The 24329-nt window shown below is 65.6% G+C and carries 16 protein-coding genes; 9 read left to right on the forward strand and 7 right to left on the reverse strand.

What is annotated here, in order from left to right:
* The first annotated feature begins 121 nt into the window (after positions 1–121).
* The 5 genes from wecB (at position 122) to ACIPZB_RS14600 (ending at position 8519) form a co-directional block, all read left to right on the forward strand.
* Positions 122–1276: a non-hydrolyzing UDP-N-acetylglucosamine 2-epimerase gene (wecB, locus tag ACIPZB_RS14580; RefSeq protein ID WP_400640972.1), complete on the forward strand. Its 1155-nt coding sequence runs from the start codon at positions 122–124 to the stop codon at positions 1274–1276.
* The gene (nrfB, locus tag ACIPZB_RS14585; RefSeq protein ID WP_400640974.1) at positions 1273–3447 is read left to right on the forward strand and encodes a cyclic di-3',5'-guanylate-activated glycosyltransferase NrfB; all 2175 of its coding nucleotides are present in this window, start codon (positions 1273–1275) and stop codon (positions 3445–3447) included. Before wecB ends, nrfB begins: the two co-directional genes overlap by 4 nt.
* A complete protein-coding gene (locus ACIPZB_RS14590; RefSeq protein ID WP_400640976.1) occupies positions 3444–6446 on the forward strand; it encodes a phage receptor in 3003 nt (1000 codons plus the stop codon). The genes nrfB and ACIPZB_RS14590 overlap by 4 nt, the downstream gene beginning before the upstream one ends.
* Positions 6446–7285 carry a DUF4434 family protein gene (locus ACIPZB_RS14595; RefSeq protein ID WP_400640978.1) on the forward strand — a complete coding sequence of 280 codons (840 nt, stop codon included), beginning with the start codon at positions 6446–6448 and terminating at the stop codon, positions 7283–7285. The genes ACIPZB_RS14590 and ACIPZB_RS14595 overlap by 1 nt, the downstream gene beginning before the upstream one ends.
* Before the next feature lie 142 nt (positions 7286–7427).
* On the forward strand, positions 7428–8519 hold the full coding sequence (locus tag ACIPZB_RS14600) for a GGDEF domain-containing protein (protein WP_400640979.1): 1092 nt from the start codon (positions 7428–7430) through the stop codon (positions 8517–8519).
* Positions 8520–8632: 113 nt separating this feature from the next.
* Here the strand turns inward: ACIPZB_RS14600 and ACIPZB_RS14605 are convergent, their stop codons facing one another.
* Both ACIPZB_RS14605 and ACIPZB_RS14610 read right to left on the reverse strand, forming a co-directional pair.
* A complete protein-coding gene (locus tag ACIPZB_RS14605) occupies positions 8633–9934 on the reverse strand; it encodes an ATP-binding protein (protein WP_400640981.1) in 1302 nt (433 codons plus the stop codon).
* A gap of 4 nt (positions 9935–9938) precedes the next feature.
* A complete protein-coding gene (locus ACIPZB_RS14610) occupies positions 9939–10640 on the reverse strand; it encodes a response regulator (RefSeq protein WP_400640982.1) in 702 nt (233 codons plus the stop codon).
* 215 nt (positions 10641–10855) lie between these two features.
* Here ACIPZB_RS14610 and ACIPZB_RS14615 point away from each other — a divergent pair, with 215 nt between their 5' ends.
* Genes ACIPZB_RS14615 through mobA form a run of 3 tightly spaced genes read left to right on the forward strand, consistent with a single transcriptional unit; the run spans position 10856 to position 15801 of the window.
* Positions 10856–12031, forward strand: a complete 1176-nt coding sequence (locus ACIPZB_RS14615; RefSeq protein ID WP_400640984.1) for an efflux RND transporter periplasmic adaptor subunit — start codon at positions 10856–10858, stop codon at positions 12029–12031.
* 11 nt (positions 12032–12042) lie between these two features.
* Positions 12043–15165: a multidrug efflux RND transporter permease subunit gene (locus ACIPZB_RS14620; protein WP_400640986.1), complete on the forward strand. Its 3123-nt coding sequence runs from the start codon at positions 12043–12045 to the stop codon at positions 15163–15165.
* Between the two features lie 60 nt (positions 15166–15225).
* Complete coding sequence (gene mobA / locus ACIPZB_RS14625) at positions 15226–15801, forward strand: molybdenum cofactor guanylyltransferase MobA (RefSeq protein ID WP_400640988.1); 576 nt, start codon at positions 15226–15228, stop codon at positions 15799–15801.
* A 111-nt stretch (positions 15802–15912) separates the two neighbouring features.
* On the opposite strand, the gene ACIPZB_RS14630 is transcribed toward mobA, so the two are convergent.
* The 5 genes from ACIPZB_RS14630 to peaA all read right to left on the reverse strand — a co-directional run bounded on the left by ACIPZB_RS14630 (position 15913) and on the right by peaA (position 22252).
* Complete coding sequence (locus tag ACIPZB_RS14630; RefSeq protein ID WP_400640989.1) at positions 15913–17586, reverse strand: fatty acid CoA ligase family protein; 1674 nt, start codon at positions 17584–17586, stop codon at positions 15913–15915.
* Positions 17587–17726: 140 nt separating this feature from the next.
* Positions 17727–18848 (reverse strand): quinohemoprotein amine dehydrogenase subunit beta, encoded by a 1122-nt coding sequence (peaD, locus tag ACIPZB_RS14635; protein ID WP_400640991.1) that lies wholly within the window; start codon positions 18846–18848, stop codon positions 17727–17729.
* A 32-nt stretch (positions 18849–18880) separates the two neighbouring features.
* Entirely contained in the window at positions 18881–19204 is a 324-nt protein-coding gene (gene qhpC / locus ACIPZB_RS14640; protein WP_176517541.1) for a quinohemoprotein amine dehydrogenase subunit gamma, read from the reverse strand.
* Between the two features lies 1 nt (position 19205).
* Entirely contained in the window at positions 19206–20636 is a 1431-nt protein-coding gene (gene peaB / locus ACIPZB_RS14645; protein ID WP_008091710.1) for a quinohemoprotein amine dehydrogenase maturation protein, read from the reverse strand.
* A 50-nt stretch (positions 20637–20686) separates the two neighbouring features.
* Entirely contained in the window at positions 20687–22252 is a 1566-nt protein-coding gene (peaA, locus tag ACIPZB_RS14650; RefSeq protein ID WP_400640993.1) for a quinohemoprotein amine dehydrogenase subunit alpha, read from the reverse strand.
* Between the two features lie 492 nt (positions 22253–22744).
* On the opposite strand from peaA, the gene ACIPZB_RS14655 reads away from it, so the two are divergent.
* Positions 22745–24238, forward strand: a complete 1494-nt coding sequence (locus tag ACIPZB_RS14655; protein WP_400640995.1) for an aldehyde dehydrogenase family protein — start codon at positions 22745–22747, stop codon at positions 24236–24238.
* Positions 24239–24329 lie beyond the last annotated feature (91 nt).

Consider the following 24329-nt stretch of genomic DNA (forward strand, 5'->3'; position numbering starts at 1 on the left):
GCTGACCATTCAGTCAAGGGTGCGCATTGGACAACCCTGCCCCTGACTGCTTGTATCTATCCATTGCATGCGGCGATAAGTCGTACAGCTTCGTCCGGGGAATCTCACGAGGAACACGACGATGGCTAACACAGTCATGATGGTATTCGGGACCCGCCCAGAGGCGATCAAGATGGCGCCTCTGGCCAGGGTCCTGCGCGAATGGCCGGACATCGACCTGCATATCTGCTCCACGGGCCAGCACCGCGAAATGCTTGGGCAGGTGCTCACGGCCTTCGGCCTGAGCGTCGACCAGGACCTCAAGGTGATGACCCAGAACCAGACCCTCAACGGCCTGGCGCGCGACCTGCTGGACAAGATCGACAAGGCCTACGAACAGGTAAAACCGGATATCGTGCTGGTCCACGGCGACACCACCACCAGCTTCATCGCAGCCCTCGCCGCCTTCCACCGGCATATCCCCATCGGCCATGTCGAAGCCGGCCTGCGCACCGGCAACCTGCAACAACCCTGGCCCGAGGAAGCCAACCGGCGCCTGACGGGGGTGATTGCCGACCTGCACTTCTCCCCCACCACCAAGAGCCGCGACAACCTGCTGCGCGAAGGCGTGCCGGTGGAGCACATCGAAGTCACCGGCAATACCGTGATCGACGCCCTGCTGTGGATGCGCGAATACCTCACCGCCAGCAGCTGGCACCCGGCCGCCGACTCGCCGCTGCACGCCCTGCGCGACGACCAGCGCATGGTGCTGATCACCGGCCATCGTCGGGAAAACTTCGGCGCAGGCTTCGAGCGCATCTGCCTGGCCCTGGCCGAACTGGCCCTGCGCCACCCCGACGTGCAGTTCGTCTACCCCGTGCACCTCAACCCTCATGTGCAGAAAGCGGTCTACGGGCTGCTTTCCGGGCGCGACAACATCCTCCTGGTGGCGCCACAGGACTACCAGCATTTCGTCTGGCTGATGAACCGCGCGCACATCATCCTCACCGACTCCGGCGGCATCCAGGAAGAGGCCCCGGCCTTGGGCAAGCCGGTACTGGTGCTGCGCAAGGTCACCGAGCGGCCCTCGGTGCTGGAAGGTGGCACGGTGAAACTGGTCGGCACCCTGACCGAGCGCATCGTCAAGGAAACCAGCCACTTGCTCGACGACGACGCGGCCTACCGACAGATGGCACGGGTGTTCACGCCGTTCGGTGACGGCCACGCCAGCGAAATCATTGCCGAGCGCCTGTGTCGTTGGTTCGAGGAATCTGCCCATCAACGGGACGACGCATGAGCCTGGCGTTTATCGACTTCCTGACCTATGTGCTGTTCGGCCTCAAGGTCCTGGCGATCATCCTCGCCACGCTGATGTTCCTGCTGGGCCTCGATGACCTGTTCATCGACCTGTGCTACTGGGGTCGCAAGCTGATCCGGCGCTTTCGCATCTACGACAAGTACGAGAAGGCTGACGAGAAACGCCTGTACGAGGTACCCGAAAAGCCCCTGGCGATCATGGTGCCGGCCTGGAACGAGGTGGGCGTGGTCGGCGAGATGGCGCGCCTGGCGGCGTCGACCCTGGACTACGAGAACTACCAGATCTTCGTCGGCACCTACCCCAACGACCCCCAGACCCAGGCCGATGTCGACGCCGTGTGCCTGCACTACCCCAACGTGCACAAGGTGGTCTGCGCCCGCCCCGGCCCGACCAGCAAGGCCGACTGCCTGAACAACATCATCGACGCCATCCTGCGCTTTCAGGACGATGCGCGCATCGAGTTCGCCGGTTTCATCCTGCATGACGCCGAAGACGTGATCTCGCCCATGGAATTGCGGCTTTTCAATTACCTGCTGCCCAACAAGGACATGATCCAGATCCCGGTGTACCCCTATGCACCGGAATGGAAAGGCTTCACCGCCGGGCACTACGTGGACGAGTTCGCGGAAAACCACGGCAAGGACGTCATCGTGCGCGAAGCGCTGACCGGCCAGGTGCCCAGCGCCGGGGTCGGCACCTGTTTCAGCCGTCGTGCCATCAGCGCGCTGCTCGAAGACGGCGACGGTATCGCCTTCGACGTGCAAAGCCTTACCGAAGACTACGACATCGGCTTTCGCCTGAAGCACAAAGGCATGAAGTGCATCTTCGCCCGCTACTCCATCACCGACCCGGCGCTGACCCTCAAGCAGGAGTGGCGCCCAGGCATGAGCCGCGAATTTTCCCAGGTGATCTGCGTGCGCGAGCACTTCCCGCGGGACTGGCAGCATGCCATCCGGCAGAAGTCGCGGTGGATCGTCGGCATCGTCTTCCAGGGCACCAGCAACCTCGGCTGGAGCCGTACCGGCGCACTCAACTACTTCCTCTGGCGCGACCGCCGCGGGTTGTTCGCCTACCTGCTGAGTTTCCTGGTCAACCTGTTGCTGCTGGTGCTGCTGGCCATGTGGCTGGTGACCGTGATCGCGCCGCAGTCGTGGCAGTTCATGTCGATTCTCGGCGACAGCTGGCTGCTCACTACCCTGCTCTGGCTCAACGGCCTGATGCTGATCAACCGCCTGTTCCAGCGCGGCTGGTTCGTCACCCGCTACTACGGCATTGGCGAGGGCCTGCTGTCGGCGCCGCGGATGATGTGGAGCAACTTCGTCAACTTCTTCGCCAACCTGCGCGCGTTGCGCCAGGTCATGGAGATGGGCGATTCGCGCCGGGTGGCCTGGGACAAGACCACCCACGAGTTCCCCGCCCTCGCCACGCCCGCGCGCACCCCACTGGGCCACCGCCTGGTGGAGAAGGGTTACATCAGCGAACAACAACTGGAACAGGCCATCACCAGCCCGGTGCGCCGACGCCTGGGTCGCGAACTGTTGCTGCGCGGCTGGCTGACCAGCGAACAGTTGGTGCAGACGCTCGCCGAGCAACTCGACCTGCCCTGGGCCCCGCTCAACCCGTTCAAGCTCGATGCCCGGCTGATCGCCGCCCTGCCACGCCGGCTGGCCACCCACTATGGCGTGCTGCCGGTGGACGAAGACGGCGACACCCTGGTGCTGGCCAGCGAGAGCCCGGTCAGCCAGGTATCGCTGGGCGTGATCAGCCGCCAGCTCAAGCGCCCGGTCAGCTGCCGCCTGGCGCCCCAGGGCCGGGTGACCCTGGGCCTGCGCTACCACTACCCCAGCCCGTGGCAGAAAGAAGAAACCCGGCACATGCTCAAGGTGCTGGAGCAGCACCAGGACAACGCCGAACTGATCGAGCAGGTCAGCAGCCACCAGACCATGCTCGGCACCTTGCTGCAGGTACGCGGCATGGTCCCGGTGACCCTCTTCAACCAGGCGCTGATCGATTTCGACCCCGAGCGGCAGAGCCTCGGCGAGCACCTGATCGCCCGCGGCATCATCACCGAGCACGTGCTGCAGCAGGCCCTCGACGAACAGGCCAGCGAACAGCGGGCCGCCTATGACCTGATCCGGGAGGTGGCATGAAGCCGCGCTTTACCCTGATGTTCACTGGCCTGTTGCTGTGTTCCACCGCGCTGCCCGCCCTGGCCGCGCCCATGACCGAGTTCCAACGCTTCACCAGCTACCCGTTCATGGAGCGCAGCTACCGCGAAGCGAAGAAGGACAACTGGGCCGAGGTCGAACGCCTGACCCGCCATGTGCTCGGCCGCGTACCGAACAACGACGAGGCCCGCGCCCTGCTGGTCGAGGCCCTGGCCCACCAGCGCCGCTACAAGGAAGCCGAAGCGGCGGCCGAGCAGATGGACGCCAGCGCCGAGCATGCCGACGCCCTGCTGGAGCTGCGCCTGACCTGGATCGAACAGGACCCGCCAGCGGCCAGCCAGGTGGAAAGCTGGTTGGCCACCGCCGAAGGCAAGCAGCGCGTGCGCCTGTGGCAGGCCTACAGCCTGAGCCTGGCCAAGTTCGGCGGCGCCGGCAAAGCCCTGGAGTGGCTCAACCAGCTGCCCCCGCGCAACGATGGCCAGGTACTGCGCCTGGCACGGGCCAATTTCGCCGAGCAACTGCGCGACTGGAATGAAACCGTCGAACAGCTGCAACCGCTGGCCGACAAGGGCCAGTTGCCCGCACAGGACTGGCAGCGCCTGGCCAATGCCTATATCCAGCAGGTCGACGAGCGGGGGCTGAGCAAACTGCTGGAAAGCGCGCCCTCCGCCGAGGCAGCCAACCAGGCACGCCTGGCCATGGCCAACCGCGCCATCGCCGTGGGCCACAACCAACAGGCGCAACGCTGGCTGCAAGCCCTGCCGAGCGAGCAACTGCAACGACCGCAGCAGCGCCAGCAATTGTGGGAGCTGGCCCGTGAAGGCGACGACGCACCGCTGGTCATGCGCCTGAGCAACGAGCTGCAGCGCCCCTGCCTGGAGACCGTGGACTGGCTGTCCCGGCATGACCCGGACCTTGCCCGCGAACAGTTCAAAGGCTGCTCCGCCACAGCGGACGCGCGCGCCTACGCCGTGCTCAAGCAGCGCCTGTACGGCGACCCGGTGCAACCGCCGCAACCGCGCACCGCAGCCGAATGGGAGCAGCGTTATCGCCACAGCGGCGACCTCGCGGCGTTGGAGCAAGCCACCTTCCTGTTGCTGCAGCAGGGCCACAGCGAGCGCGCCAGGTCACTGCTGGAACAAGCCTACGACCGTCGCCATGGCCGGCTGACACCGTCGCTGCTGCAACGCCTGGGCAATCTCTATGCGCGCAACGACGGCCCGCTGGACAGCCGGCGCATGCTCAGCCTGGTGCCCAGGGTCGATGCCGCTACCCGCGCCCAGCTGCTCGGCCGTCTGGCCGAAAACGGACAGTGCGACGCGGTGCGCCAGGCCATCCCGGCCACCCCAACCGAGGCCGGCCAGTTGCGTGCCCTGGGCCGCTGCGCCATGCCCGGCCAGCCCGGTGAAGCGGTGGTCTACTACCAGGCCGCCGAACGCCTTGGTGGCCCTGGCGACCGCCTGCCGCTGGCCTATGCCCTGGAAGCCGCCGGCGACTCGCAGTCGGCGGCGCCGATCTGGCGCAGCCTGCCGGACAGTGCCTGGACCGACAATGCCCGGCTGACCGCCGCCAGCGGCGCCCTGAACAACGGTGATGCCCAGGCCGCCCGCCGCTACTGGGATGCCGTGCAGCACCACAGTGCCGATGACTGGGCCTTGGGCGCCGCCATCGCCCAGCGCCAGGACGACCCCCAGGCGGCCCTGGAATTCCAGCGCCAGGCCCTGGCGCACAACCCGCGCGCCGATCACTACTATGCCGCGGCCAGCACCGCGCAATGGGCTGGCGACAGTGCGCAGAGCACGGCCTGGCTCGCCGAAGCCGTGCGCCTGGCCCCCGACCAGCCCCGCTACCGCGCCGATTATGGGATGCGTCTGGCCGGCTCGGCCGACAAAGCCCAACGCCGCCAGTCGATCCCTTACCTGGAACGGGCCACCCGCGACTTCCCCGAAGACTACCGCCTGGGCGAAACCCTGGCGCTGCGCTACGACGAAGCCGAAGACAGCGCCTCGGCGCGCCGGGAACTGCGCCGGATCATCGACGTGGAAGAAAACCTGGTCGACGGCGACGACGAGTACGGCAGCCTGGAAGCACGCAAATACCGTCAGCGCCGCGCCCACGAGAGCCTGTCGCGGCGCGACACCATCACCCTGGCCAGCACCTGGTCGCCCGCCGGCACCTCGACCAACGACAATTTCCTCGACAACGGCCAGCGCAGCGGCAGTTCACGGCGGGCCCAGTCGCAGAACGTGCAACTGGCCATGTGGGACCACGCACTGGGCGAGGAACCCAGCCGCAACGGCAGCACATTGTCGGTCTACGGCCGGGTGCTGTTCGGCGGCCAGAGTCGCACCGACTATGCCCAGAGCATGGGCACCGGTGTCGGCCTGCGGTACAAGCCGCTCGGCCAGGCCAACCTCAACCTGTATGCCGAGCTCTACCATCAACGGCAGATCGATGATGAGCACTACAGCGGCCTGAGCCTGGGCGAGCTGCTCAGCCCGGCCAAGGTCGGCGGCAACTGGGGCGACCTGCGTCACAACGCCGAATCGAGCAACGACCTGCTACTGCGCGCCACCGCCTCGTTCCTCGACCAGGGCGACTGGCGCAACGACTGGCGGGTCGACGAAGACGACTGGAACGAGCGCTTCCTGTACCTCGACGCCGCCTGGTGGACCCGCGCCGGCGACCACGCCTGGCTGTCGCGCTACCAGCAGGGCCACGCCTGGAAGCTGCCCGGCACCTCGCCACAAACCCTCATGCCCTACGGCTTCCTTGAATTCTCCAGCCAGGACCCGAGCAACGATTGGCGCCAGGATGCCCGCGCCGGGGTCGGCGTGCGCTGGCAATGGTGGTTCGACGATGACCGCTACAACGCCTATCGCGGCTCGCTGAAAGTGCGCGCCGAGTACCAGCAGTCGCTGGGAGGCAACCTCTACGAGCGCGCCAATGGCGTGCTGGTTGGCGCGGAGATGAGCTTCTGATGCGTACCTTCCTGGCAGTCTGCCTGCTTGCCCTGTGCCTGCCGGCCATGGCCGACCAGCGCCTGTTCTATCAACCGCTGAACCGCGATGCCGGCGTGACCGCTGCCCAGTGGCAGCAGCTGTGGCGGGCAACGGTCGCCCAAGGCGGCAAGACCCTGATCGTGCAATGGAGCGCCTACGGCGACAGCGATTTCGGGGGTACCCAGGGCTGGCTGGCGAACAGCTTGCGCGAGGCTCGCGCCCAGGGCTTGGAGCTGGTGCTGGGGCTGTACATGGACCCGGCCTACTACCCGCGTATCGATGAACTCGACGGTGACGGGCTGAGCAACTACTGGAAGGCGCAATTGGGGCGCTCGCTCGGCCAGTACCGGCAGGTGCGCGAGCAGTGGCAGTTGCCGGTGGCGGGCTGGTACCTGCCGCTGGAACTGGATGACCTGCATTTCCGTGACGTCAGCCGCCGCGAGGCGTTGCACACCCAGCTGCAGGCCTTCAACCGGCAGCTGGACAAACCGCTGCATATCAGCGCCTTCAGCGCCGGCAAGCTGGCGCCGCGGCTGAATGCCGCATGGCTGGATGAGCTCGCCGGGTTAGGCTTGACTGTGTGGTGGCAGGACGGTGTCGGGACAGGGCGGTTGCCGCCATTAGTGCGCCAAGGCTACGAGCAGGCGTTGCCATGTCGGGTGGGCGTGGTGCGCGAGGCGTTTCGCCAGGTGAGTGCGCAAGGGCAGGCGTTTCGCGCGCAGCCTGCCGAGCCGCAGCTCGCTGGCGGGTGCCATGCAGAGGCGGTATTTTCTTTGCGCTACCGGCCTTGGGCTCGGGGTATCCTGCCATTGAATTGAGTGTCTGTATGGGCCCTATCGCCGGCAAGCCGGCTCCCACAGGTTCTCCACAGTCAGTGAGTCCTGTGCTGTACCTGTGGGAGCCGGCTTGCCGGCGATAGGGCCACGGCAGGCAAAAGCAGTTTTCACAAGGAACCCACCGATGCTCAGGACCATCGAGCAACATGTGCGCGAACAGGTAGCCCCTGCCGCGCTGCGTTCAGAATTCCGCCAACACGAGTTCGAAAACTCACGGCGCTTCTGCCAACTGATCTTCTGCGTCAGCATTACCATCTGGCTGGTGTTCGACCTTATCGTCAGCTACCTCGGCGGCCAGGGTTTCACCTGGCTGTCAGGCGCGTTCATGGCACTGATGTGCAGCCTCACGGTGGTCCTGGGCTTCACCCGCAAGTCCCATCACTTCGACGTCCTCAACCTGCTGTTCGTCGCCGTCATCACCTTGGGCATGCGCCTGCTCATCGAAGGTATCCCGATTGCCCAGCGCCCGCTCTGGCTGGTGCTGGGGACGTCAACCGTGCTGTACAGCGTGTCGGTACTGCCGGTGCGGCGCTGGTCGTTCTTCTGCGCCATAGCCATCACCTGGGCCATGCTCAACCCGTTCTTCAGCACCAACATCGACCTGGACGACCTCGAAGCCGCCATGCTGCTCAGCTATGCGGTGTTCCTCAGCGGCCTGGTGATCTACAGCTACCTGCGCATCCGCCAGGCCAAGCTGTACAACTTCTACATGTCCAAGGTGCTGCTGGACCAGGCGTATGTCGACGTGCTGACCGAGATCCCCAATCGCCGCTCGTTCATGGCCAAGGCCGAGCGCCAGCTGCAGGACGCCCCGGCCGGGCAGTACCTGGCGATGATCGACATCGACAACTTCAAGAAGGTCAACGACCGCTTTGGCCATGACATTGGCGATGAAGTGCTCAAGCGCGTGGCCGTGCATATCAAGGCCTCCATGGGCGCGTACGAGTTCGCCCGGCTCGGCGGCGAGGAGTTCGTGATCTTCTTCAAGGGCCTGGACCAGGCACGGGCCGAGCGAGAGGTGGCGGGTTTGTGCACGCGGGTACGGGAGGACGTTGGGGATCATCCGGTGACCATCAGTATCGGGCTTGCCCGGGTCGAAAGCGCAGATACCCTGACCATGGCGCTGGTCAAGGCCGACCAGGCGTTATACGAGGCCAAGCACAGTGGCAAGGACCGCTTTGTGTTGTGGACCCGCCGTTTGGCCGACGGCGCCTAGCAGGCCAGGCCCTATCGCCGGCAAGCCGGCTCCCACAGGTATTGCACACGTCTCAAGAGCGGTGGGGAACCTGTGGGAGCCGGCTTGCCGGCGATAGGGCCGGTACAGCCACCTCACCCACCCGCAGGCAAACGAATCCTGAACTGCGCCCCACCCAACGCCGACTGCGCCACGGTCAGTGTCCCGCCCTGCCCCTCGATCGCCCGCCGGCTGATCGCCAGCCCCAGACCGAACCCACCGGTGTTGCGATCTCGGCTACGGTCCAGACGGTAGAACGGTTGGAAGATCCGCTCCCGCTCCTCCACTGGAATCCCGATGCCGTCATCCTCGACCGTCAACAGGCAGGCGCCGTCCTCTTCCAGGCGCAGGCGCAACAGCAAGTTCTCATCGCAATAGCGCATGGCATTACGCACCAGGTTCTGCACCGCTCGGGCTGTCAGGCGCGGGTCGAGCACGAAGCGTGGCAGTGTGTCGTCGGCTTGAACCTCCCAGCGAATACCCCGCGCATCGAGCTCTTCGGCGAAACCACCGAGCACACTGTCGACCAGCTCCAGCAACGACACCTCGACCCGCTCACGGGCCTGGTCGGCGTTGTACAGCCGGCTGTAGGACAGCAGTTCGAGCACCAATTCGTCCAGCTCGCGCACATGCCCCACCAGCTCCAGCAGGCGCTTGCGGCTGGCCGGTGGCACTTCGTCGAACAGCAGCACCAGGCCGAAATCCAGGCGGGTGAGCGGTGTGCGCAACTCGTGGGACACCGCGTTGAGCAACTCGCGCTGCTGGTTGACGTGGCGTTCCAGGTCGCTGGCCATGGTGTCGAACACCCCTGCCAGCTCGCCGATGTTCGAGTGCGGCGAAATGTGCGTGCGCTCGGCCATCTGCCCCTGGCCCAGGCGCCGGGCGGTTTCCTTGAGGCGCTCCAGGTCCCGCCAGTGCGGCCATACCCACAGCAACAGGCAGCCGAGCATGGCGGCGACGATCAGCACGGTGACACCCCAGGACAGGACATTGATGTCCAGCGGGTCGGGCGGTGAATGCAGGCTCACCAGCCAGTCCTGGTCCAGCGGTGCCAGCACCGTCCGGTAGTAACCCCAATCGCCAATGCGCACCACGTACAGGCCATGTTCCACACGCGCTTGCTCAGGCGCAGTCAAATCGGCCTGGTCGCTGCGCAACAGACTGACCTGCAGCGGCGCGAACGCCTGCGCCAGCTCCTTTTCCACCGCTGGCCATTGCTCGCGACGCGCCTGGCGGAACTGGCGCACGATCAGCGACTGCACGCCCTTGGCCTGGTCCAGGTTGTAGGCCATGAAGCGCTCGTGAAACAGGCCGACGATGGCGTCGGGGATCAACAGCAGCGCACCGGCATAGGCGACGATGATCACCAGGTACAGGCGCACCAGGATCTTCAGCACGCCTTCAGCACTCCCACTCGACGCGGCTGAACAAGTAGCCCTTGCCCCACACGGTCTTGATCTTGCGGGCTTCGCCGGCGCTGTCGTCGAACTTGCGGCGCAGCTTGGAAATGGCCACGTCGACCGAACGGTCGGTGCCATTGAACTCGATACCGCGCAGTTGCTGGAGGATGCGGTCGCGGCTGAGCACTTCGCCGGCATTGCGCGCCAGCACCACCAACAGGTTGTATTCACCGCTGGACAACTCCACCTCTTCGCCGCGCCAGCTGACCAGGCGCTCGGCCAGGTCGATGTGCAGGCCGCCCACCTGGATGCGTTCGTTGTCCAGGCGCGGCTCGTTGACGCTGCTGCGGCGCAGCAGGGTGCGCACACGCGCCAGCAGCACCCGCGGCTCGCACGGTTTGGTGACGTAGTCGTCGGCCCCCATTTCCAGCCCCAGGACCTGGTCGTGGCTGTCGTCGCGGGCGGTCAGCATCAGGATCGGCACGCTTTGCGAGGCCTGGCGCAGCAGGCGGCACACCTGCAGGCCGTCGAGGCCCGGGAGCATCAGGTCAAGGATCACCAGGTCCGGTTTGTCGCGGTGGAAGCTGTCCAGCACATGGTCGCCGCGGGCGATCACCTGCACATGGAAACCGTTGCGTTGCAGGTAGCTGGCGATCAGTTCGGACAGGGCGCTGTCGTCTTCGACCAGGAGAATGTTTGGCATAGGCGCTTGACAGAATTTAGAGAGGACCGCACTGGCCCCTGTGGGAACGGGCTTGTCCCGCGAAAGGACCAGCACCGGTATCAGCCAGCAGAATATAGAATCCTACAAGCCGGCAGGATTATTCGTCACACTTTTTCACACACGTCCTACAGCTGTTAACAGGCACCCAGGGAACGACTGCCGTAGCATACAGCCATCATCATCGGAAGATCCGTATGCCTACCATCCTCCCCCCTCACCTGCGCCCCGTGGCACTCGTGGCGCTGCTGGCCGTGTCCCTGGCCGGCTGCAACGACAGCGCCGAACAGGCCGAGCAAGCCCCCATGCCCCAGGTTCGGGTAGAAACCCTGCAACTGCAACCCCTGGCCATCACCACCGAGCTGAGCGGGCGTATTCTCGCCCCTCGCACCGCCGAAGTCCGCGCCCGCGTCGCCGGCGTCGTGCTCAAGCGGGTCTACCGTGAGGGCAGCGACGTCAAGCAGGGCGATGTGCTGTTCCTCATCGACCCGGCGCCCTTCAAGGCTGACCACGACAGTGCCCGCGCCACCCTGGCCAAGGCCCAGGCCAACCTGTACCAGGCGCGCCTGCAAGAGCAGCGTTACCGCGAGTTGGTGGACGACAAGGCGGTCAGCCGCCAGGAGTACGACAACGCCCGCGCCGCCTTCCTGCAGGCCGATGCCGTGGTCGCCGAAGCCAAGGCAGCCCTGGAACGGGCACGCCTGAACCTCGGCTATGCCACGGTCACCGCGCCGATTTCCGGGCGCATCGGCCGCGCCCTGGTCACCGAAGGCGCGCTGGTGGGTCAGAACGAGACCACGCCGCTGGCCACCATCCAGCAGCTGGACCCGATCCACGCCGACGTCACCCAGTCGACCCGCGAGCTCAATGCCCTGCGCCGCGCCTTGCGCGCCGGTGAACTGCAGCAGGTGGGTGCCCGCGAGGCACGCGCCACGCTGATCCAGGATGACGGCAGCGCCTACCCGCTACCCGGCAAGCTGCTGTTCTCCGACATCAGCGTCGACCCGAGCACCAACCAGATCACCCTGCGCAGCGAGTTCCCCAACCCCGACCTCGACCTGCTGCCTGGCAGCTACGTACGCGTACGTCTGCAGCAGGCGTTGCAGCCCAAGGGCATCAGCGTGCCGCAGCGGGCCATCCTGCGCGACAGCGCCGGGGTACCGAAAGTGCTGGTGGTCGACGCCCAGGCGCGCATCGGCGAACGCCAGGTACAGCTGGGCAGCGCCCAGGGCGACCGCTGGGTGGTCAGCGAAGGCCTGGCCGCCGGCGAGCGCGTGGTGGTCGAAGGCTTGCAGCACGTGAAGGCCGGCGACCAGGTCCAGGTCGATGCCACCCCGGGCAGCCAGCCCATCGCCCAGCACAACGGCCAGTGAGGGCCTGACCCATGCCGCAATTCTTCATCGACCGCCCGGTGTTCGCCTGGGTGGTCGCACTGTTCATCCTGCTGGCCGGGGCGCTGGCCATCCCGCAGTTGCCGGTGGCCCAGTACCCCAACGTGGCGCCGCCGCAGGTGGAAATCTATGCCGTGTACCCTGGCGCCTCGGCGGCGACCATGGACGAGAGTGTGGTCAGCCTGATCGAGCAGGAGCTCAACGGCGCCGACAACCTGCTGTACTTCGAGTCGCAGAGCAGCCTGGGCAGTGCCACCATCACCGCCACCTTCGAGCCCGGCACCCACCCGGACCTGGCCCAGGTCGACGTGCAGAACCGCCTCAAGGTGGTCGAGTCACGCTTGCCGCGCCCAGTCACCCAACAAGGCCTGCAGGTGGAAAAAGTGTCCACCGGCTTCCTGCTGCTGGGTACCCTCACCTCGGTGGATGGCAGCCTCGATGAAACCGCGCTGTCCGACATCCTCGCGCGCAACGTGATGAACGAAATCCGCCGCCTCAAGGGTGTCGGCAAGGCCCAGCTGTACGGTGCCGAGCGCGCCATGCGGATCTGGATCGACCCGGCCAAGCTGGTCGGCTTCAACCTCACACCCAACGACGTGGCGCTCGCCATCGCCGCGCAGAATGCCCAGGTCGCCCCTGGCAGCATCGGCGACCTGCCTGCCCGCGGCACCCAGGAAATCACCGCCAACGTGGTGGTCAAGGGCCAGCTGAGCACGCCCGAGGAGTTTGCCGCGATCGTCCTGCGCGCCAACCCCGACGGTTCCACGGTGACCATTGGCGATGTCGCCCGGGTCGAAATCGGCGCCCAGGAATACCAGTACGGCACGCGCCTGAACGGCAAGCCGGCCAGCGCCTTCAGCGTGCAGCTGGCGCCGGGCGCCAACGCCATGGAAACCGCCACGTTGGTACGGGCGAAGATGAAGGAGCTGGCGCGCTACTTCCCCGACGGGGTCAAGTACGACATCCCCTATGACACCTCGCCGTTCGTCAAAGTGTCGATCCAGCAGGTCATCAACACCCTGTTCGAGGCCATGCTGCTGGTGTTCGCGGTGATGTTCCTGTTCCTGCAGAACCTGCGCTACACCCTGATCCCGACCCTGGTGGTGCCGGTGGCGCTGATGGGCACCTTCGCGGTGATGCTGGCGCTGGGCTTCTCGGTCAACGTGCTGACCCTGTTCGGCATGGTGCTGGCCATCGGCATCCTGGTCGACGACGCCATCGTGGTGGTGGAGAACGTCGAGCGGATCATGGCCGAGGAAGGCCTGCCGCCCAAGGAAGCCACGCGCAAGGCCATGGGCCAGATCAGCGGCGCCATCGTCGGCATTACCCTGGTGCTGGTGGCCGTGTTCCTGCCGATGACCTTCATGAAGGGGTCGGTGGGCGTCATCTACCAGCAGTTCTCGCTGTCGATGGCGGTGTCGATCCTGTTCTCGGCGTTCCTCGCCCTGAGCCTCACCCCTGCCCTGTGCGCCACGCTGCTCAAGCCCCTGGCCAAGGGCGAGCACCACGAACGCAAAGGCTTCTTCGGCTGGTTCAACCGCCGCTTCGAAGCCATGAGCAACGGTTACCAGCGCTGGGTCGTACAGGCACTGAAACGCAGCGGGCGCTACCTGCTGGTGTATGGCGTGCTGCTGGCGGTGCTCGGCTATGGCTTCAGCCAGTTGCCGACGGCGTTCCTGCCGACCGAGGACCAAGGCTACACCATCACCGACATCCAGCTGCCGCCGGGTGCCAGCCGTATGCGGACCGAGCAGGTGGCCGCGCAGATCGAAGCGCACAACGCCGAAGAGCCCGGCGTTGGCAACACCACGGTGATTCTCGGCTTCAGTTTCTCCGGCAGCGGGCAGAACGCGGCACTGACCTTCACCACCCTCAAGGACTGGTCCGAACGCGGCGCCGACGACAGCGCCCAGTCGATTGCCGACCGGGCCAGCGCGGCATTCTCCCAGATCCGCGACGCCGTCGCGTTCTCGGTGCTGCCACCGTCGATCGACGGCCTGGGCGAGTCCACCGGTTTCGAGTTCCGCCTGCAGGACCGTGGCGGTATGGGCCATGCCGAGCTCATGGCCGCGCGAGATGAACTGCTGGAAGGCGCGCGCAAGAGCAAGGTACTGGTCAACGTGCGCGAAGCCTCGCTGGCCGAAAGCCCGCAGGTGCAACTGGAGATCGACCGCCGCCAGGCCAACGCCCTGGGCGTGTCGTTCGCCGACATCGGCGCGGTGCTGGACACCGCCGTGGGTTCCAACTACGTCAACGACTTCCCCAATCAGGGCCGCATGCAGCGGGTGGTGGTGCAGGCCGAAGGCGACCAGCGCAGCCAGGTCGAGGACCTGTTGAAGATCCACGTGCGCAACAGCAGCGGCAAGATGGTGCCGCTGGGGGCCTTCGTCCAGGCCCGCTGGGTCAGCGGCCCGGTGCAGCTGACCCGCTACAACGGCTACCCGGCGGTGTCGATTTCCGGCGAGCCGGCGGCCGGCTTCAGCTCTGGCGAAGCCATGGCCGAAGTCGAACGCCTGGTCGCGCAGTTGCCAGCCGGAGCGGGCCTTGAGTGGACCGGCCTGTCGCTGCAGGAGCGCCTGTCCGGTAGCCAGGCACCGCTGCTGCTGGCCCTGTCGCTGCTGGTGGTATTCCTGTGTCTGGCGGCGTTGTACGAAAGCTGGTCGATCCCCACCGCCGTGCTGCTGGTGGTCCCGCTCGGCGTGCTCGGCGCGGTGCTGACGGTGACCCTGCGCGGCATGCCCAACGACGTGTTCTTCAAAGTGGGCCTGATCACCCTGATCGGCCTCTCGGCAAAGAACGCCATCCTCATCATCGAGTTCGCCAAGAGCCTGGTGGACCAGGGCGTGGACGCCGTGGACGCCGCCGTACAGGCCGCCCGCCTGCGGCTGCGGCCGATCGTCATGACCTCGCTGGCATTCATCCTCGGCGTGGTGCCCCTGGCCATCGCCACCGGTGCCAGCTCGGCGAGCCAGCAGGCGATCGGCACTGGGGTGATCGGCGGGATGCTCAGCGCCACTCTGGCGGTGGTGTTCGTGCCGGTGTTCTTCGTCGTGGTGATGCGACTGGCCGGGCGAAAAGCGGCCCCTGCCGATGAGGCAGAAACCCGCGAAGCCTGACTGGACAAGCGTCGCGTTGAATGAGAGGGTTCCGGGCATTGGCGTCCGGAACCCTTTTTCATGACTGACACACTCACCCCCTGCTCCATCCTCATTCTTGCCGGTGGCCGTGGCCAGCGCATGGGCGGCCGTGACAAAGGCCTGGTGCAATGGCGCGGCGAGCCGCTGGTGGCGCATGTGCAGCGGATCGTGCGGCCACTCAGCGACGATGTGGTGATCTCGTGCAACCGTAACCAGGACCTCTATCGCCCATTTGCCGATCAACTGGTGGGCGATGCAGAGGCGGATTTTCCTGGGCCATTGGCCGGGGTGATCGCTGGGTTGGCGGCGGCGCGGCATGCATGGGTGGTGGTGCTGGCCTGCGATGCGCCGTTGATTGACCGGGGCTTGATTGAGGATTTGCTGAAGTTGGCGGTTGCCAATGACAGTGCGGCCATGGTGCGTCAGGGGGGGTATTGGCAGCCGATGTTCAGTGTTTTGCCGCGCAGGCTGCTGCCGGGGCTGGAGCAGGCCTGGGCGGCGGGTGAGCGGAGTTTGCAGAAGGCCCTGCTGGTGGAGGCGGTGCAGGGGCTGGAGTGTGCCGACGGGGATGCTCGGTTGAGCAACTTCAATAGCCCGGACTTGTTGCAGGGCTGATGGCCCTATCGCCGGCAAGCCGGCTCCCACAGGTACAGCACCCGCCTCAAGGCTGTGATGAAACCTGTGGGAGCCGGCTTGCCGGCGATTGGGGCCAGCAAATCCAACCCGTCAGCTGCCAGACAACTCCCCGACACTGATCTCGCGCATCCTGAACTTCTGCACCTTCCCCGTCACCGTCATCGGGAATTCATCGACAAAACGGAAATACCTGGGCACCTTGAAGTGCGCGATCCGCACCCTCGCCCACTCGCGCAGCTCGTCTTCGCTGACCACATGCCCCGGGTGCAGGCGCACCCAGGCCACGATCTCCTCACCGTACTTGCTGCACGGCACTCCGATCACCTGCACGTCAGCCACCGCCGGGTGGGTGAAGAAAAACTCTTCCAACTCACGCGGGTAAATGTTCTCGCCACCGCGAATGATCATGTCCTTGCTGCGCCCGACAATGCGCACAAAACCCTGCTCATCCATCACCGCCAGGTCACCGGTGTGCATCCAGCCTTCTGCATCGATACTTTCCGCCGTCGCCTTGGGGTTGTTCCAGTATCCCAGCATCACGCTGTAACCACGCGTGCAAAGCTCGCCTATCTCGCCGCACGGCACGGTATTGCCATCGCCATCGACCACCTTGCTCTCCAGCCGTGGCTGGGTACGGCCGACGCTGGTCACGCGGCGCTCCAGGTCGTCGTTGGCCCCGGTCTGCAGCGACACCGGGCTGGTTTCGGTCATGCCGTAGGCAATCTGCACCTCGGCCATGTGCATCTCGTCGATCACCCGACGCATCACTTCGATCGGGCAGGTAGCACCGGCCATGATCCCGGTGCGCAGGCTCGACAGGTCGAAGTCGCGGCGTTGCGGGTGGTCCAGTTCGGCGATGAACATGGTCGGCACGCCGTACAGCGCCGTGGCTTTTTCTTCGGCCACCGCACGCAGGGTGGCCAGCGCGTCGAAGGCATCGTTGGGGTAGATCAGGGTGCTGCCGTGGGTCATGCAGCCCAGGTTGGCCATGACCATGCCGAAACAGTGGTACAGCGGCACCGGCACGACCAGGCGGTCGTGCTCGGTCAGGCCGAGGCTTTCACCGACCATGTAGCCGTTGTTGAGGATATTGCTGTGGCTAAGCGTGGCGCCCTTGGGGAAACCCGTGGTGCCGGAGGTGTACTGAATATTGATCGGGTCACCGCAACGCAGTTGTCCCTGGCGTTCGGCCAGGGCCTGGCGGTTGACCGATTCAGCGCGCGCCTGCAGGTCATGCCAGGCGAGAAAGCCCGACGGCGGCGCAATGGCCAGGCTGACCACCCCGCGCAGCTCGGGGAAGCGCGCGCAGATCAACGCGCCGGGCTGCCCTTGCGCCAGGCCTGGGATCAGGCTCAGTAGCATGGCGTGGTAGTCGGAGGTCTTGAAGGCATCGGCGCAGATCACCCAGCGGCAACCGGACTGGCCGAGGGCGTAGTCCAGTTCGCTGGCGCGGTAGGCCGGATTGATGTTGACCAGGATCGCGCCGACCTTGGCACTGGCGAACTGGGTGATGCACCACTCGGCACAGTTGGGCGCCCAGATGCCTAAGCGGTCGCCAGGTTGCACGCCCAGGGCCATGAGGGCGCGGGCGTGCTGGTCGACGGCTTCGGCCAGTTGCCGCCAGGTGTAGCGCAGGGCCTGGTGGCGCACCACCAGGGCTTCGCGGTCGGGGAAGCGGGCGACGGTGGCGTCGAAGGCGTCGCCGATGCATTGGTCGAGCAGGGCTTTGTCCTGGTTGCCCTGGGTGTAGCTGGGCTGGGTCATGGGCGCTCCCCTTTGTTGTTCTTGTATGGGTTTACCGGCCCTATCGCCGGCAAGCCGGCTCCCACAGGGATCACCACAGCCTTGAGGAAGGTGGAGTACCTGTGGGAGCCGGCTTGCCGGCGATAGGGACCAGCACCGGATTAGCGGATAAACACCTGCGGCGTAGTGGTCGACATGTCACCACCCGGCAGCTTGATGTTCTTCACCTTCTCCAGGGTTTGCGGGTCGAACACCGCCAGGTCATTGAAGGTGCCGCCCAGGTACAACTTGTCGCCCTTGGTGTCGAAGGCCACACAGTAGTAAGTGTGCTCCAGATTGGCGGCCTTGATCAGCTTGCGCTGCTTGATGTCATACCGCGCCAGACGGTTGAGCACCCCGTAGATCTGGTTCGGGTCCTTCGGCGAGCGCAGGCCGGTGAAGTACAGCTCGGTCAGGTCGGCGAACTCCTGGGTGTGGGGCTTGCCGGTCTTGAGGTCGACGCTCAGGTAGCCATACAGCAGCTCGGCAGTGTTCGGGTCCTGTTTTTCGTCCTTGAACTTGGCGATGGTGTAAAGCATCGAGAACTCGTGGCGCGGGCTCTGGTGCGGCCAGAAGTACAGCACGTCCGGTGCGCTGTAGCCCTTGCGGTTCCAGTTGCGCAGCGGCAAGGCCACTTCGTACTTGCCGGTCTTGACGTCCATCTTGTACAGGTCGGGCCCGGCGACGAACAGGCTGCCATCGTCGGCGGCGCGCATCAGGTACACCTGGCGCGGCATCGGGAAGGTGCGCACCGGCTTGGCGTTGACACCGTCGGCAGTGCTGAACACCTCCAGGCGTGGCGGCTTGACCACGTAGTGATCGTTCAGGCGCTGGGTCGGGTTGACCGTGGCGTAGATCTCCTTGCCGTCCGGGCTGATGGCGAACGAGTACATCGACTTGCCGACTTCACCGGGCACGCTCGACAGGTCGGCGTGGAAGGTGGTCTTGCAGGTGTCCAGGTCGACGCCGTAGATGTCGGCATAGTGGTTGTTGAGCACGTAGGCCGTGTGCTTGTCCGGGGCGATCATCGCGGTGCCCGGGCCGAAGCTGCCGGGCAGCTTGCAGCTCTTGTAGAGCGTGTCGCTGGCAACGTCGATCAGGTGCAGGTTGTTCGGGTAGTTGGTGGTGACCAGGTATTCCTGGCCGGCCTTCAGGGCCTTGCCTGTGTCATCGGCCTGCACCGCCCAGGCGCAGGCCGTGGCGGCGATGGTGAGCGCGAGTTGCGCGCAGCGTCCAGCATTCATGCGGTTTCCCCTTGTTTTTCTTGTCGGGCCGGTCACTTGTCTTTCGGGAACACGGTGCCGAGGTTGCGCCAGTCTTCCTGCGAGTTGGTCGCCTGGGCGTTCCAGTCCTGGTAGGTGCTCATCATGTCCGGCACCTGGGCCGGCCACCAGCAAGGGTCGGAGCAGCCATACAGGTCGGCTTCCATCGGCTGGCACAGCGAGCTCACGCCGCCAAACGCGTCCACTTCCCAACCCGGGTCGGTAGTGGCGGTGCAGCCGGCGACGGCGCTCATGGCCATGACTTCTTCGACGCGGTCTTCGGCGGCGGCCTGCTCAAGGATGCGCGCCTTGTTGTTGAGGGGCTTCAAGTGCTTCATGTCAGTGCGCCTTCCGCGGAGTGATGTAGCGATCGATGAAGGCCGGGTTGGCGGCCATGATGCGGCTGTAGACCTCGATGCCGAAGTCGACCCAGTCGCGCATCAGCTCGCAGTAGTGGTAGGTCGGGTGCTGCGGGTCGCCGTAGCGCGCGTAGCTTTCGTGGTAGCAGCCACCGGAGCACAGGTTGCGGATGCGGCAGCTCTCGCAGCCGGTATTGCTGCGGTCCAGGCGCTGGGACAGGAAGTCGTTGAGCTGCGCCTGCTTGACGCCCTGGTGCACGTTGCCGAAGGTCGGCAGGCTGGAGCCGGTAAAGCGGTGGCACAGGTTCAGCTCGCCCTCGTGGTCCACGGCCAGCATTTTCAGCCCGGCGCCGCACGGCAGGGCCTTCTTGTGGCCCTCGTGGATGTCGGTGATCAGCTGGTGCAGGTTGGAGAAACCGATGTTGCGGTGCTCCAGCGCAGCTTCCAGGTAGCGCCGGCCCAGCGCCTTCATGTTGGCGAACACCTCGACCAGTTCTTCGCCGGTGAGGTTGAAGTCGGACATGTCGCCGGAGGTGACCGGGGCGAAGCCGACTTCGGCGAAGCCCATCTCGTTGAACAGGTGGTTCCAGATGGTCTCGACATCGGTGATGCCGCGGGTCAGGGTCACCCGCGCGCCGACCGGGCGGCTGGTGTAGCGCGACAGCAGCATGTCGGCCTTGCGCCGTACCACGTCATAAGTGCCCTGCCCACCCACGGTGATGCGGTTGCGGTCGTGCACGGTCTTGGGCCCGTCGATGCTCACCGACAGGCCGAAGCGGTGGGCGTTCAGCCAGTCGACGATCTCTTCGGTGAGCAGCGTGGCATTGGTGGTCATGATGAACTCCACCTGCTTGCCCGCCTCGGCGAAACGCCGCTCGCAGTAGGCCACCATGTGTTCGATCAGCGGCCGGTTGGACAGCGGCTCGCCGCCGAAGAACACCACGCTGTAGCGCTGCTCGTCGGGCGACTCCTTGAGCAGCATCTCCACCGAGGCTTCGGCGGTGGCGGTGCTCATCTTCTTGCCCGCCGATGGCTTGTCCAGGTCTTCCTTGTAGCAATAGGTGCAGCTCAGGTTGCAGCCGGTGTTGACGTTGAGCACCACAGTGTTCAGTGCGGTGCGCTCGACCTGCTTGAGGGCGATTTCCGGGGTCAGCGGCGAGCCGTCGCTGACCAGCTCCAGGGCGATCAGCTCGCGCAGGGTTTCCTGGATGTCCTGCCCGGCGAACTGCTGGCCGAGGCGCTGGGTCAGCTCCTCGGCGCTGCAGCCTTGCTGGCGCAGGGTGTCGATGATGCTGCCGGTCACCGCATCGGTGGCGAACAGCGAACTGCTGGGGATATGGAACAGCATGCGGTCAGCGTCGACCTGCACTTCGTGCAGGTTGCGCTCGACCAGGTTCAGTAGTGCGCCCATGGCGACCTCCGAGTAATCGATCCGTTAGATGTGCGCTGGGTAACCGGCCCTTATGGCAAGGGCGGGTTGTTCCAGCGCTGAACGGTGACGATCATGTGCCCCTCGCCCGTCTGGCCGCCGTCAGCCAGGGTGGCGATAACCTTCAGGTTGCCGGCGTTGTTGGTCATCATCTTGCGCGCCGGGTTCGGGCCTGCGCCGCCTGGCACGAACACGCCGTCGGCCTGCATCTGGCCTGCGAACTTGACGTCTTCGTCCTCGACCGCACGCTCGTTGAACGGCTCGACCTTCCAGGTCGCCGGCAGGTAGCCGATGCGCAGCGGCTGGCCACTGGCGTCCTTGCCCCAGGCTTCGGCCTCGAAACGGCCCTGGACTTTTGGCACCGAAGCGCCGTTCTCGCCGATACGGGCAATGGAGAAGGCCGGCACCACTTTGACTTCCTCGACCTTGTCGTAGACCGCCAGGTTGACGCCCTTCAACGCCCCGACCGCGATTTCACGCTGGCCTGGCTTGGCATCGGCGGCGGCACGCGCCTTGACCCGCACCAGGGTCGGGGTCTGCTCCAGCACCTCGGTCACTTCGACACCTGCGCCCAGGTCCGGTTTGCCGTCAAGGCCAGTACCCACCAGGGTGATCTCGCTTTCGCCGCCCGCCTTGATGAACGCCGGTTGCACCGCCAGCAGGCGGGCCTTGCCTTCCTTCACAGCGGTGAAGTCCAGCCCGCGCTCATCGTGATCGGCCTCGTACATGCGGCCTTTCATCTCGCCATCGAGCGCCGCGAAGACCTGGCGCAGGTTGGCCTCGCCGACCTTGACGTTGCCGCGCCATTCATAGCCGTTGTAGAGAATCGCCGTGCCGCTGCCGTTGAACGGCGTGCCGTCGGCGTAGGTGCCTTTGACGTCGACCTTGAAGGTGTCGCCCTGGTCGGGGCTGACCGTCATCACGCCGCGCACGTCGCCTTTGGCGAGCATGTGGCCGCTGAAGGCCCACTGCCCCGGCAAGGCATCGGCCTTGGGCTTGGCCTTCTGCCACTCGGCCCAGGCCGGGCTTTCCAGCGGGAAGCGCTTGGCCAGCTCCGGCACCACCTGGGTCAGGGCGATGTTCAGCCAATCGCGGTCGCGGGCCTGGGCCTGGTATTCGAGGGACGGCCACTGGCCGAGGTGGAAGTTGACCAGGTGCTCCCATTCCTGCGCCGGGCGGCGCTGCAGGGCGACGCGGGCCCCGGAGTGGCAGCGGCCGCAGGTTTCGCTGAGCATGCTGTCGAAGTGCTCGACGGTGTTGAGCCGGCGCTCCATGGCGTAGCGCACGCCGTCGGTCTCGCTCGGCGCCAGGCCTTGCTTGTCAGCCAGGTACTTGACCAGGGTGCGGCGGTCGTCGTCGCTGATCTGCAGGCCGTGCATCACCTGCATGCGGGCGATGCTCATCAGCCAGCCCTCGGGCGTCTTGCGCTGATGGCTGATACGGCTGTAGGTATCGTTGCCCTCGGGGGTATGGCACCCCATGCACTTGTTCTGCAACAGGCTCGGGCCCTGTTCGGCCGCCATGGCCTGGGTGCCCAGCAGTGCGGCGGCGACAAGCGCCAGTTTGCCCGCATGCTGCCGGAGTCGAGTCGTCTTCAAGGTCAGACCTCCACGGTGTTGTTCTTATCGTTTTCGCACGCTTTGGTACAGCAGGTGTGCATGTGACAGTTGTGATACAGAAACTGTGCCACATGCTGTGAAATCGTTGTATTTCAGGCGTTTAAGGGGTTTTGAAGGCCGTTGTGCGCTGACTGGGGCCGAGTAGGACCGTGCCATTTCGCGACAGGGTGTATCAGGTTGAGACAGGGCCTGCTGCGCAGGCCATCGCCGGCAAGCCGGCTCCCACAAAGTACCCCACAGCCCTCAAGCCCTGTGGCGTTCCTGTGGGAGCCGGCTTGCCGGCGATTGGCCCTCACAGTCACTGTTTCACCACCGTCTCACACCGTCTCAAAGTGCAACAGCGCAACCACGCAATCGCACCCTTGCACTCGGGCAAACCCAAGGCAGCACAGGCCTTTGCGCCCATTGCACCACCTTGGCACGGCCATTGCGCCAGCCCCCGCCACATCCAATGACAAGAGGCACCGCCCCATGCTTTCCGAACTGCCCATCCTGCCCGCCACCCGCGCCTTCCTCGAGCGCAAGCTGAAGATGCGCATCGGCGCCGACTGGCAGGACGCCGCCAGCGGTCGCACCCTGTCGTTCCGCAACCCGGCCACCGGCGAGGTGCTCGGCGAAGTGCCGGCCGCCGAAGCCGAAGACGTCGACCGCGCCGTGCGCGCTGCGCGCCAGGCGTTCGACGACTCGGCCTGGAGCCGGATGCGCCCGCGCGAGCGGCAGAACCTGCTATGGCGCCTGGCCGACCTGATGGAGCGCGATGCGCAGCAACTGGCCGAGCTGGAATGCCTCAACAATGGCAAGAGTGCCGCCGTGGCCAAAGTCATGGACGTGCAGCTGGCCGTCGACTTCCTGCGCTACATGGCCGGTTGGGCCACCAAGATCGAGGGTAGCACCGTCGAGGCGTCGATGCCGTTGATGCCCAACGATCAGTTCCATGGGTTCGTGCGCCGCGAAGCGGTGGGCGTGGTGGGCGCCATCGTCGCCTGGAACTTCCCGCTGCTGCTGGCCTGCTGGAAGCTCGGCCCGGCGCTGGCCACCGGCTGCACTGTGGTGCTCAAGCCGGCTGACGAAACCCCGCTGTCCGTGCTCAAACTCGCCGAACTGGTGGATGAAGCCGGCTACCCGGCCGGCGTGCTCAACGTCATCACGGGCACCGGCCTGAACGCCGGCGCCGCACTGAGCCGCCACCCCGGGGTGGACAAGCTGACCTTCACCGGTTCCACCGAAGTGGGCAAGCTGATCGGCAAGGCGGCGATGGACAACATGACCCGCGTCACCCTTGAGCTGGGCGGCAAGTCACCGACCATCGTCATGCCCGACGCCGACCTGCAGCAGGCCGCCGCCGGCGCCGCCACGGCGATCTTCTTCAACCAGGGCCAGGTGTGCTGCGCAGGCTCGCGCCTGTACGTGCACCGCAAGCACTTCGACAACGTGGTGGCGGACATCGCTGGCATCGCCAACGGTATGAAGCTGGGCAACGGCCTGGACCCGTCGGTGCAGATGGGCCCGTTGATCTCGGCCAAGCAGCAGGACCGGGTCACCGGTTACATCGAGCTGGGCCGCGAGCTGGGCGCGACCATTGCCTGCGGTGGCGAAGGGTTTGGCCCGGGGTACTTCGTCAAGCCGACGGTGATCGTCGATGTCGACCAGCGTCATCGCCTGGTGCAGGAAGAAATCTTCGGCCCGGTGCTGGTGGCGATGCCGTTCGATGACCTTGATGAAGTGATCGGCATGGCCAACGACAACCCGTATGGGTTGGGGGCGAGCATCTGGTCCAATGATTTGGCGGCGGTGCATCGGATGATTCCGCGGATCAAGTCGGGGTCGGTGTGGGTCAACTGCCACAGCGCGCTGGACCCGGCGCTGCCGTTTGGGGGGTACAAGATGTCTGGGGTGGGGCGTGAGATGGGGGCGGCGGCGATCGAGCACTACACCGAGCTGAAGTCGGTGCTTATCAAGCTCTGATGGGTTGACTGTACCGGCCCTATCGCCGGCAAGCCGGCTCCCACAGGTACAGCGCAAGTCTCACTGGCTGTGGAGTACCTGTGGGAGCCGG

The organism is Pseudomonas sp. NPDC089396 (assembly GCF_044749545.1).
Classification (GTDB): domain Bacteria; phylum Pseudomonadota; class Gammaproteobacteria; order Pseudomonadales; family Pseudomonadaceae; genus Aquipseudomonas.